Source organism: Nonomuraea roseoviolacea subsp. carminata (assembly GCF_024172185.1).
GTDB lineage: Bacteria > Actinomycetota > Actinomycetes > Streptosporangiales > Streptosporangiaceae > Nonomuraea > Nonomuraea roseoviolacea.
The window spans coordinates 8383305-8395512 of sequence record NZ_JAMZEC010000001.1; the positions used below are offsets into that span (position 1 = coordinate 8383305).

Here is a 12208-nt window from a genome sequence, read left to right on the forward strand (position 1 = left end):
TGAACGCTAACATCATGTGACACCGTACCGGTGGTGGATTGTCAGAAGTGTGAGGCGTGATGTCGGAGCCATTGAACCTTCCGGATCTCGGGGTACGCGAGAACATCCGCCAGAAGGTCGCCAACGCGTTACGCGCGGCGTTGATCGCCGGCGAGATGCGCCCCGGCGTCATCTATTCGGCACCCGCCCTGGCCGAGCAGTTCAACGTCTCCGCCACTCCCGTCCGCGAAGCGATGCTGGATCTGGTCAAGGAGGGCCTGGTCATCGCGGTGCGGAACAAGGGTTTCCGGGTGACCGAGCTCTCCGAGCGGGATCTCGACGAGATCATCGAGATCCGTGAGCTGATCGAGGTGCCCACCATCGCCAAGATCGCCGCGACGGTGCCAGCCGACCGGATCCTCAGGCTGCGGCCCTGGGCCGAGGCCATCGTGGCCGCGGCCGAGGAGGGGGACCTGGTCCGCTATGTGGAGGCCGACGAAGCCTTCCACCTGAATCTGCTGGCTCTGGCCGGCAACGCCCACCTGCTGGGAACGGTCCGCGAGCTCCGTCATCGCTCCCGGCTCTACGGCATCTCCCGCCTGGCCGAGGGAGGCAAACTCGCCGACTCCGCCCGCGAGCATCTCGACCTGCTCGATGTCGTGGCCTCCGGCGACGCCGAAGCCGCGGCTTCGCTGATGCGCAGGCACCTGCGCCACGTACGGGGCATCTGGGCCGACAGGCCCGAGTCCTGAGCCGCGCGTCATATCGAGGACCCCAGGTCGGTGGTCTTGCGGAGGATGCCGCCTGTGCCATAGGGGTACGGCCTCCGGCGGCGCCGGAGGCCGTACTTCACTGTGTGTCAGTAACGGGTGGAGATGGTCGCGCCGGAGAAGGCACTGGCCGCGTAGAGGCTGATGTAGTGGTACGTGCCGGGGCTCAGGTTGGTGACAGTGAGGGTCTCGCTGTTGCCGGAGTTGGTGGACTTGGCGGTGTAGGCGCCGGTCGTGGCCCAGTCACTCGGGTTGAAGTAGAGGTCGGCGTTGCCGCTGCCGCCCGAGACCGTGATGTTCAGCGACGTGGTGCCGGCGGGGATGTAGATGGAGAAGTAGGCGTAGTCGCCGCCGGCCGCCGAGATGTCGGCGCGCTGGCAGTTCTTGTCCATGGCCTGCGGGTTGGACCCGGTGCAGGTCGGGAGGCCGGACGAGCCGACCGTGACGGTCTTGGACGTGGTCGCGGGGGTGCCGGCGTTGTCGGTGACTTTCAGGGTGACGGTGTAGGTGCCCGCCGCGGTGTAGGTGTGCGTGGGGTTGGCGGACGTGGACGACGTACCGTCGCCGAAGGTCCAGGAGCGGGAGGCGATGCTTCCGTCGGGGTCGGTCGAGGTGTCGGTGAAGCCGGCGGTGAGCCCGCTGGTGGTCACCGTGAACGAGGCGGTGGGCGGCCTGTTGCCTGAGCCGCCGGAGAGGGTGTCGAGCCAGGCGGTGAAGTCGCTGTTGTAGTTGAGCGACTTGGTGAAGGTGTAGGCGGTGGTGTAGTCGCCGGCCCGGTAGTAGCCGAGCAGCCTGGTCACGTCGGAGCGGTGCTTTTCGAACATGTACCGGACGGCGAGGTAACCCCAGTGGTAGGTCCGGTTCACATCGGAGTTGTCATAGGTGGAATCGAACAGCGTGCTGAGCGCGTAGGTGTGCCTGGGCGCCTCGTTCAACGCGGCGGTGTACGCGAGGTCGCGGTAGGAGTAGGAGACGTATTCGGCCACGCCCTCGATCCACCAGATGTTCGGCTTGACGGTCTCGGCCACGAAGTCGCCGTAGGTGTCGTAGCGGCCGTCGAGGTAGTGCGTGTACTCGTGGTTGAGGTTCCAGACGCGGGCCGCGAAGCCGTTGTCGGTGGGCCACTGGTAGGCGATGAAACGCGGCTGGTTGCCCTGCTTGGACGGGTCGCCTTCCAGGTACATGCCGCCGTTGTTGGTGGCGATGCCGTAGAGGTAGCCGGCGTACTGCTGGTAGTCGCCGGCCGAGGCGAAGACGACGATCTCCATGTTCGCGTTGTAGTCGTTGGCGACCGGCTGTCCGCCGTCCTCGACCATCTTGTGGAAGTAGGCGTTCTGGTTGAGCATGCTGGCGCACGCGTCCTGTAACTCCTGCGTCGTCATCCGCTGGGCGACGATGTGCAGCACGCCCTGCGAGCAGGTGTGGTTCTGGGGCAGGATCGCGGCCTTCACCCGGTTGGGAAGGTCACAGGTGCCGTAGGAGGAGCAGTTGTCGGGATCCTTGTCGTTGGCGACGATCGCGACTCGTATCCACAGCGATTGCCGGGCGCCCGTGATGGAGGTGTTGTCCAGCAGCCATGTGACGAGCGGGCGTACTTTGCCACGCAGGCCGGCGTACTGGACGAAGCGGGCCAGTTCGCCGCCCGCGTTGACGTCGATGAACTCGGAGTCGCCGCCGATCAGATCCATGTGCTGCCTGGCGAAGTTCGAGAGGCTGTCCACGATGGAGGGATCCGCCTGGACGGCCGCGGGATATCCGGGCACCCATTCGCCGCGGGTCAGGACGGTGAAGGTGTTGTTCACCGCGTTACGCAGGTACCAGAGCGAGTTGTAGGCGTTGGTGTAGTTGTCGAGCAGCCGCTTCACCACGTACAGATAGCGGGCGTTCTCGCGGGCGCTGTCGATCAGGGTGACCGCTTCGCCGAGGGTCTCGCCGTTGGCGTCGGTGACGTCGTAGGCATGGCTGTTGGCGTAGAACGTGTCCAGAGCGCCCTCGATGGCGCTCGCCATCGAGCTCGTGTACGCCGGCACGGTGTCGGGATTGTAGAACTGGATGTAATAGCCCGCGCGCAGGTAGAGCACCAGTTGCTCCGTGCTCGCGGCGTTGGTGCCGTCGTACGAGGCGGCGTTGGCGCGCAACGCGTTGGCGACCGTGATCATCTGTGATTCGCGGAACGCGTAGTACTGGTTGGAGCCCGTGAGGGCGAACAGCGAGTTGATGCAGCTCACGGACGCGGCCTTGATGGCGGACACCAGGGCGCTGCCGGTGTGGTTCGTGAAGTCGGACACCGAGCAGGCGGCGGCCGCGGCGGTATCCGCCTTCAGGAGCGCTTTCGGCGCGTTCTCGGCAGGGGAGAGAAGCGGTTCGCTCTCGGCGGGACGTTGTCGTTGATTGATCGCGTCGGGTGCCTTGGGATCAGCGATCTTGGTCCTGCCGTCCACCTTCCGACCGTCCTGCTTGCGGGGGGTGGGCGCGGAGAGCGGCGTGTCAGTGCTTGCGGCGAGTGCCGGAGTGCCGGCTCCGGCTGCGATGAGAGTGATGGCGCTGAGTAGCGAGGCTACTAGTCGTCGGGCAGACATTTCCCGTCCTTCTCCTTGGGGGGCGAGGAGAGCGGCCGGCCGGGACCTCTGTGTGATGTGTAAAATTGCACATGCGACATCTTTCTGACAAGACCCATTTTCTTGGCATTCACCTGTCGGTGAGATGGATCGCCGATGATGCGCGGTCGCCGCGATCGCGTTCGACGGCGTGGCGGTCACGACCGTAGATTCCGGACGGCGCTTCGCTGACCTGCGCCGAAGAACGGGCACATCTCCGACCTGATGATGGCGCAGCTGAAGGTGATCGGACAGGCCGTGCGCAACCTCGACGGGAACCTCGCCCTCGGCAGGACCGCGACGCAGTCCAGCACGGGCTATTCACTGTCAGCCGAAAGGGCGGTGGACGGCACCACGAACGGCGACCTGGGGCTCGGGTCGGTCACCCACACCTCCGAGAATCCGTTGGAGACCAACCCGTGGTGGCAGGTGGACCTGGGTTCCTCCCAGCCGATCAGCTCGATCAAGCTGTGGAACCGCACCGACTGCTGCGCCAACCGACTACGTGACTTCTACGTGTTCGCCTCTGACACCCCCTTCGCCTCCGACGATCCGGAGATCATCAAGCAGAGCAGTGTGTGGAGCCACCGCCAGAGCGCCGCGGTGGAAAGAGCTCTCACCTTGGCGGTCGGCCGCACGGCCCGTTACGTCCGCGTCCAGTTGGTCGGCTCCGAGAGACAGCGGTCGGTCCGACCCCACCAGCTGGATGCGGATATAGCGCGCGTTCTGGCTGACCGGCACCGTCAGGGACCGGCCGACGGCGGACTTGGGGCGTGATCGAGCTGATGCGCTGGGCGGAGCCGGGGTGGACCTGCCGCCACGGACCTCATTTCGCGGATGCTGAAGCGGGCGATTAAGACGATGGTCAAGCACAAGTTGCATTTTCAACGACATAACTGCTTGAGACGTCCACCCCTCCCGCTGATCGTTACTGGCTCTTCTGAAGATCTTGTGAACGCGCGTCATGACTGAGTGGCCAGGAATTTTATCAAGACAGGAGGGTGCTGTCCGTGCGGGACGGCGCGCGGAAGCGTCTGTGGGCCTGAAAGGGCATCTGATGATCGATAAGCATTATTCTGATTTTTCTCGACAAAAGATGCTGGACTTCGCTGCACGCTGTGTCTAAATTCGGATGAAACTCGCCGCAATCTCCTCGAGATCAAGGACGGCGCATGTTTCCTCACACCCCCCGCTGGCTCGCTCGCTTGAGCGTCTTAGCCTTGGCCGTCTCCGGCATGACGACCCTGACCCTGCCGGCACGAGCCCACGACACCATCGATCCAGCCGACTACCAGGCCGTGACGCTGGCCAAGGGCTCCGCCGAGACAGGCGAGCCCATGAGCATCGCGGTGCTGCCGGATCTGTCGGTGCTCCACACCTCGCGCGACGGGACGCTTCGCCGTACCGACAAGGCCGGAACCACCAAGGTCGTCGGCGCGCTTCCGGTCTACAGCCACGACGAGGAGGGCCTGCAGGGGGTGGCCGCCGATCCGGGTTTCGCCACCAACAGGACCATCTACCTCTACTACGCGCCCAAGCTGTCGACCCCGGGCGGTGACGCACCGGCGACCGGCACCGACTGGAGTTCCTGGCAGGGAGTGAACCGGTTGTCGCGGTTCACGCTGCAGGCGGACTGGACGCTCGATGCGGCGAGCGAGAGGAAGGTCCTGGACGTCCCCGCGGATCGGGGCATCTGCTGTCACGTCGGCGGCGACATCGACTTCGACGCCCAGGGCAACCTCTACCTGTCGACCGGCGACGACACCAACCCCTTCGACTCCGCCGGCTACGCGCCGATCGACGAGCGGACCGACCGCAACCCCGCCTACGACGCCCAGCGGAGCTCGGCCAACACCAACGATCTGCGGGGCAAGATCATCCGGATCACGGTGAATCCCGCCGACGGGTCCTACACGGTGCCGTCGGGCAACCTGTTCCCGCCGGGCACGGCGAAGACCCGGCCCGAGATCTACGCCATGGGCTTCCGCAACCCGTTCAGGATGAGCGTCGACAAGAAGACCGGGGTCGTCTACGTCGGCGACTACGGTCCTGACGCGGGCGCACCCGATCCCAATCGCGGGCCATCAGGGCAGGTCGAGTTCGACAAGGTCAGCCAAGCGGGCAACTTCGGCTGGCCCTACTGCACGGGAACCAACACGCCCGCGGAGACCTACAGCGAATACGCCTTCCCCTCCGGACCGTCCGGAGCCAAGTACGACTGCGCCGGAGGCCCGACCAACAACTCCTTCCGCAACACCGGTCTGGCCAAGCTGCCGCCCGTGCAACCGGCCTGGATCAGGTACGGCGGTGACGCGGGCAGCCCGCCCGAGTTCGGCACGGGGTCGGAGTCGCCGATGGGGGGACCTGTCTACCACTACGACCCGGACCTGCAGTCCGCGGTGAAGTTCCCTCAGGATCTGGACAACATGGTCTTCCTCGGCGAGTACGGCCGCCGCTGGATCAAGGCCGTCAGTCCCGCCGACAACCACGTCACGAACTTCCCGTGGAGCGGCACCCAGGTGATGGACCTGGCCTTCGGACCCGACGGCGCGCTCTACGTGCTGGACTACGGCACCGGCAGCTTCGGCGGCGACGAGAACTCCGCGCTCTATCGCATCGAGTACATCAAGGGCCGTGACCGGAGCCCGACCGCGCAGGCGTCGGCGGACAAGACGTCAGGGCAGCCGCCGCTGACCGTCGTCTTCTCGTCCGAGGGCTCGGCCGACCCCGACGGCCAGGCGCTGAGCTACTCATGGGACTTCGGCGACGGCGGCACCTCGACCCAGGCCAATCCGACGCACACCTACACCGCCAAGGGCGAATTCCAGGCGACGCTCACGGTGAAGGATCCGGCCGGCAACTCAGGCACGGCAGGCGTGCCGATCACCGTGGGTAACACCGCGCCGACGGTCGCCTTCCCGACGCCGCGCGAGGGTCAACTGTTCGAGTGGGGCGACAAGGTGCCCTTCAAGGTGACCGTGACCGACCCCGAGGACGGCACGATCGACTGCGCAGCCGTGAAGGTGACCTACATCCTCGGTCACGACAGCCATGGTCACCCCATCACCTCCACCAACGGCTGCGAGGGCACGCTGACCATCCCCAAGGACGGCGAGCACGACAGCGCGGCCAACATCTTCGCGGTGTTCAACGCCTCCTACACCGACAGGGGCAAGCTGACCGGCAGCAAGGAGCTCATCCTGCAGCCCAGGCACCGGCAGGCCGAACACTACGCCGCCGCTTCGGGCGTCCAGAAGGTGGACAAGCAGGCGGCGGAGGGCGGCAAGACGGTCGGTTACATCGAGAACGGCGACTGGATCTCCTTCAAGCCCTACGAGCTGAGCGCCGCCAGGTCCGCCCGCTTCCGGATCTCCTCAGGGGGCGCGGGCGGAGACATCGAGATCCGCACCGGCTCGCAGAGCGGGCCGCTGGTGGGCAAGGTGGCCGTGCCGAAGACCGGCGGCTGGGAGACCTTCCAGGACGTCGAGACCGCGCTGACCGGCGTCACCACCAGGACCGACAGCCTGTTCCTGGTCTTCACCGGAGGCGCGGGCGCGCTGTTCGACGTCGACTCCTTCACCCTCTCGCCCGAGGCCGCGACGCAGCCTGTCACCGGGCCGATCGGCGGCCCCGGCGGCTGCGTCGACGTCGCGGGAGCGAACACCGCCGACTCCACCAAGGTGCAGATGTACGCATGCAACGGCACGGACGCCCAGAAGTGGACCGTGGACGGTGCCGCCGGCACGATCAAGGCGCTGGGCAAATGCCTGGACGTCAAGGGGGCCGACACCGCTGACGGCACCAAGGTGCAGATCTACACCTGCAACGCCACCAACGCCCAGAAGTGGACCGTGGACAGTGCCGCCGGCACGATCAAGGCGCTGGGCAAATGCCTTGATGCCGCCGACAAGGCGCAGTTGGTCATCCGCACGTGCGACGGGGGCGCCAACCAGAGATTCAGCCCACCGACCGGCGGCAGCGACGCCGTCGGAGACGGTGACGTCCTGGTCTTCAGCCGCACGACGGGATTCCGGCACGACTCCATCGCCGCCGGCATTCAGGCGATCAGGAACATGGGGTTCAAGGTGACCGCCACCGAGGACCCCGGCGCCTTCACCACCGCGAATCTGGCCACGTACAAGGCGGTGACCTTCCTCAACACCACGGGTGACGTGCTGAACGCCGACCAGCAGGCGGCCTTCGAGTCCTACGTCAAGGCGGGCGGCGGTTACGTGGGGGTCCACGCGGCGGCCGACACCGAGTACGACTGGCCGTTCTACGGCGAGCTCGCCGGGGCCTGGTTCTCCAGCCACCCGGCGACGCAGCAGGCCACGATCAAGGTGGAGGACCGGGCGAACCCGGCCACCGCGCACCTGGGCACCACCTGGACCAGGACCGACGAGTGGTACGACTACAAGTCCAACCCGCGTGCCACGGCGCACGTCCTGGCCACACTGGACGAGTCCTCCTACAGCGGCGGGAAGATGGGCGCCGACCATCCGATCTCGTGGTGCAAGACCTACCAGGGCGGCCGCTCGTTCTACACCGGTCTCGGCCACACCCCGGAGACCTTCTCGGAGCAGGCGTTCCTGCGGCACCTCAAGGGCGGCATCGCGTACGCGATGGGGACCGCTCAGGCCGACTGCCGCCCGGAGGCCGGTTACACCGCCCTCTACAACGGCTCGACCACCGGCTGGGAGCAGGCGGGACCCGGCGGCTTCACCAACGCCGACGCCACGCTGACCTCCACGGGCGGCATGGGCCTGTACTGGTACAAGGCCAAGGAGTTCACCAAGGGCTACTCGCTCAAGCTCGACTGGAAGGCGGCCGGAGACGACAACTCCGGGATCTTCATCGGGTTCCCGCCCTCCACCGACCCCTGGTCGGCGGTCGGCAAGGGCTACGAGATCCAGATCGACGCCACCGACGCGGCCGACAGGACCACCGGCGCGATCTACGGCTTCAAGTCCGCCGACATCGCCGCGCGCGACAAGGCGCTCAACCCGCCAGGCCAGTGGAACGCCTTCGAGATCAAGGTCGAGGGCGAACGCGTCCAGGTGCTGCTCAACGGCGTCAAGATCAACGATTTCACCAACACCGATCCGGCGCGCTCGCTCAAGGACGGGCACATCGGCATCCAGAACCACGGCGACGGCGACACCGTCTCCTTCCGCAACATCCGCGTCAAGGAACTCGGGCCGTCCACCGGCGACACCGTCATCCAGGCGGAGAACTGGTCCCAGGCCAACGGCGTCCAGACCTACCCGCACACCCCGGCGCACGGCGGAACCGTGCTCGGCTTCGTCAACCCGGGCGACTGGGCGGCCTACGACGAGGTGGACCTCGCCGGCGTCACCTCCTTCACCGCCCGCGTCGCCTCGGTCAACCCGACCGGGGGCTTCGAGATCCGCACGGACTCGCCGACCGGACCGGTGCTGGGCCGCGTGACCGTGCCCAACACCGGCGGGTGGGAGTCCTACCAGGACATCTCGACCCCCCTGACCAACGTGCCGGACAAGCCCGTCAGGCTGTACCTCACCTTCAACGGCTCGAATCTGGACGTGGACGACTTCACGCTTCGCCGCGCCTGACTCCGTGAAGGAGCCGGCGCGAGCTGACGCACCGCGCCCCTGACGGTGATGGCCTTGTTGCGGCTGTGTCCAGGATTTTCTGCGGCGGCTCTGACCTGGGGCTCTGTCGGTCGGCTGAGGCGGGCGGGAAGAACAAGACTGTTGTCCGCGGATTCTTTCGTGCACGGTTGTCGGCGTCCCCACCCCTTCCGACAGGAGTTCCAGCATGTCCGAAACCGTGCCGCTGCACCTCGCGGGCAACAACGCGCCGGTCGCCGAGGAGGTGACCCTGGAGCCGTCCAAGGTCGTCGGCGAGATCCCGGCCGAGCTGAGCGGGCAGTTCTTCCGCAACGGGCCCAACCCGCGTACCGGCTGGTCGCCGCACTCCTTCGCGGGCGACGGAATGATCCACACCATCGCGCTCGACGGCGGCAGGGCGCGCTGGTACCGCAACCGGTACGTGCGCACGCCGCTGTACGAGCACCCCGGCCAGTCCCGCTTCGCCCTCGCCTTCGACCAGGAGACCGGCCGGATCGACTACCGGGTCACCACGGCCAACACCCACCTGATCGCGCACGCGGGGCGGCTGTTCGCCCTGGAGGAGGGCGGCTTCCCGTACGAGGTGACGCCGGACCTCGCCACGATCGGGGCGCACACCTTCGATGGAGCCCTGCGAACCCCGATGACCGCGCACCCGAAGACCTGCCCGATCACGGGTGAGCTGTTGTTCTTCGGCTACCAGCTACGCCCGCCGTACCTGACCTGCTACCGCGCCTCGGCCGCCGGCGAGGTGGTGCAGACGCGGGTCGTGGACGTGCCGCGCGCGACGATGATGCACGACTTCGCCATCACCCGAAACTACATGATCTTCATGGATCTGTCGGTCGTCTTCGACCACGCCCAGGCCGCGGCGGGTGGCCCGCCGTGGCGCTGGGACGACGCGCACCGCGCCCGGTTCGGCGTGCTGGCGCGCACGGCGGGCGACGACGCGCCCGTACGCTGGTTCGACGTCGCCCCCTGCTACATGTGGCACACCATGAACGCCTTCGAGGACCCGGACGGCGACACGATCACCGTCACCGGGACCCGCGTCCCCACACTGTGGCGCGGCGGCGCCGACGACGTGGCGGGCGGGCTTCCGGTCGTGTACCGCTGGACGCTGGACCTGAGGTCGGGCGCGGTCACCGAGGAAGCGCTCGACGACACGCCCAGCGAATACCCCCGGGTGGCCGACTCGATGCTCGGGCTGCCCCACCGTTACGGCTACACGACGAGCTTCTCCCTGGACGCCGAGCCCGAGCGGTCGGAGATCTACGCCTACGACCTCACCGGCGGCGGCGAACGGGCGGTGCACCGCCTCCCTCGGGGCCACACCTGCGGCGAGGCCGTCTTCGTACCCCGGGCCGGGACCGGTGAGAACGAGGGCTTCCTGATGACGTTCGCCCACGATCGCGGCGCCGGTACGAGCTACCTGGCCATCCTGGACGCCGCCGATCTGGCCGCGCCCCCGCTCGCCGAGGTACACGTCCCGGTGCGCATCCCCACGGGCTTCCACGGCAACTGGATCCCGGTCTGAGGATCGAGGAAACCAGGTCTCACGGACAGCGGCTACGGAGCCCGTTCGGCGATGACCGCGAGGGTGTTGATCGGGCCTGTGCCGAGAAGTCGCGGCCCTCGGCCCCCGTCCAGGGCATCGCCGTGACACCGCCGAGCTGTACGAGCGGCACCATGCGGCTCTATCGTGCTGCTGCCGCTCGCCTTGGAGAAGGCCGCCGCAGTAGCACTTGCCTTCACCCCGATAAGACCGCCACGGCCCTGCCGGAACCGAGTGGACCAGAGCGTCCACCGGACAGATCGCCGTCTACGACGGCCTGAAGTGCCTGGACGCCACGGAGTCGGGCCGGGCCGACGGCACGATCCGCGGGGTTGCTTATGCCGATGGTCAAGCAAAAGCTCAAGCACAAATGGCATTATGGCGGATGAGAAAGCAAAGGAAGTGTAATCCCCCGACGGATGGAGCGCTGTTGACTGAGAGCATGCCGACCGGCACAAGCAACCAGGCGGCTGGAGCGGGGGCTCTGCTCTCCATCCTGCGCGACGGGCAGGCCCGCACCCGCGCCGAGCTGGTCGAGCTCACCGGCCTGGCGCGGTCCACGGTGTCCCTCCGGCTCGACGCCCTGTTGAGTCAGCGCTGGGTGATGCCGGCCGACGACGTGATCTCCTCCGGAGGGCGCCCCGCGACGGCGTTCGCCTTCAACACGAGTGCCCGGATCGTGCTCGCGGCCGACCTGGGGGCGACGCACGCCCGGCTCGCCGTGACCGACCTCGCGGCCGCGACGCTGGCCGAGCGGGAGGCCGAGATGCCGATCGACCGCGGTCCGGAAGCCGTCCTGACCTGGCTGGTCGACACGTTCCGTGAGCTTCTCGCCGAGTGCGGCCGTCGTCTCGCCGACGTGTGCGGCGTCGGCGTCGGCCTGCCGGGGCCGGTCGAGCACGACACCGGCAAGCCGGTCAACCCGCCGATCATGCCCGGCTGGGACGGCTTTCCGGTGCCCGAGTGGCTGGGTGCGCGGCTCGGTGTCCCCGTGCTGGTCGACAATGACGTGAACATGATGGCGCTGGGTGAGTACTGGGCCGGGCAGTCCGGGGCCGAGCATCTCATCTACGTCAAGATCGGCACCGGCATCGGCTGCGGCATCATCAGCGGCCGACGCCTGCACCGCGGTGCGCAGGGCGCGGCGGGCGACATCGGCCACATCCGGGTGCCGTCGTCCGATGAGAACGTGGTGTGCCGCTGCGGCAACATCGGCTGCCTGGAGGCGGTGGCGGGTGGCGCGGCGCTGGCCGCACGGCTGCGCGCGGGTGGTCAGGAGGCCGCCGACACCCGCGACGTCGTACGCCTGGTGCGGGCCGGCAACACCGAGGCCATCCAGATGATCCGGCAGGCGGGCCGGGAGGTCGGCGTCGTCCTGGCCTCCATCGTGAACTTCTTCAACCCCGCCGTGATCCTGCTCGGCGGCGACCTCGCGGGCGCGGGCGAGCACCTGCTCGCCGGGCTTCGCGAGGTGATCTACAGCAGGTCCCTGCCGCTGGCCACCCAGCATCTGAACATTCGCGTCAGCGAGCTCGGCGACCGTGCGGGAGTGGTCGGCGCGGCCGTGATGATGATCGAGCACATGTTGTCGCCCGAAGCCGTTGACCAGGCACTGTCCGCCTGAGGAGAAGGCACTTAGGACGAATATCGACATTCTTACGCTTGACCGTCGCTAAAAGGACTTTTACGATCCGCGTA

General features: G+C 67.3%; 6 protein-coding genes. 5 read left to right on the plus strand and 1 reads right to left on the minus strand.

Annotated elements, in window-relative coordinates; all coding sequences use genetic code 11:
• Positions 1–59: 59 nt before the first annotated feature.
• Positions 60–731 carry a GntR family transcriptional regulator gene (locus tag HD595_RS38915; protein ID WP_253778169.1) on the plus strand — a complete coding sequence of 224 codons (672 nt, stop codon included), beginning with the start codon at positions 60–62 and terminating at the stop codon, positions 729–731.
• Positions 732–838: 107 nt separating this feature from the next.
• Here HD595_RS38915 and HD595_RS38920 read toward each other — a convergent pair whose 3' ends face one another.
• Positions 839–3190, minus strand: coding sequence for a collagenase (locus HD595_RS38920; RefSeq protein ID WP_253778171.1), 2352 nt, complete (start codon positions 3188–3190; stop codon positions 839–841).
• Between the two features lie 381 nt (positions 3191–3571).
• Here HD595_RS38920 and HD595_RS38925 point away from each other — a divergent pair, with 381 nt between their 5' ends.
• The 4 genes from HD595_RS38925 (at position 3572) to HD595_RS38940 (ending at position 12134) form a co-directional block, all read left to right on the plus strand.
• Complete coding sequence (locus tag HD595_RS38925; protein WP_253778173.1) at positions 3572–4123, plus strand: galactose-binding domain-containing protein; 552 nt, start codon at positions 3572–3574, stop codon at positions 4121–4123.
• 458 nt (positions 4124–4581) lie between these two features.
• The gene (locus tag HD595_RS38930; RefSeq protein WP_253778175.1) at positions 4582–8937 is read left to right on the plus strand and encodes a ThuA domain-containing protein; all 4356 of its coding nucleotides are present in this window, start codon (positions 4582–4584) and stop codon (positions 8935–8937) included.
• A gap of 205 nt (positions 8938–9142) precedes the next feature.
• Positions 9143–10492 (plus strand): carotenoid oxygenase family protein, encoded by a 1350-nt coding sequence (locus tag HD595_RS38935; protein ID WP_253778177.1) that lies wholly within the window; start codon positions 9143–9145, stop codon positions 10490–10492.
• 460 nt (positions 10493–10952) lie between these two features.
• A complete protein-coding gene (locus HD595_RS38940) occupies positions 10953–12134 on the plus strand; it encodes an ROK family protein (RefSeq protein WP_253781446.1) in 1182 nt (393 codons plus the stop codon).
• Positions 12135–12208: the final 74 nt, after the last annotated feature.

Excerpts from the sequence above, each read along its gene's own strand:
- HD595_RS38915 (WP_253778169.1), top strand. The coding sequence starts at position 60 with ATGTCGGAGCCATTGAACCTTCCGGATCTCGGGGTACGCGAGAACATC.
- HD595_RS38925 (WP_253778173.1), top strand. The coding sequence starts at position 3,572 with ATGATGGCGCAGCTGAAGGTGATCGGACAGGCCGTGCGCAACCTCGAC.
- HD595_RS38930 (WP_253778175.1), top strand. The coding sequence starts at position 4,582 with ATGACGACCCTGACCCTGCCGGCACGAGCCCACGACACCATCGATCCA.
- HD595_RS38935 (WP_253778177.1), top strand. The coding sequence starts at position 9,143 with ATGTCCGAAACCGTGCCGCTGCACCTCGCGGGCAACAACGCGCCGGTC.
- HD595_RS38940 (WP_253781446.1), top strand. The coding sequence starts at position 10,953 with ATGCCGACCGGCACAAGCAACCAGGCGGCTGGAGCGGGGGCTCTGCTC.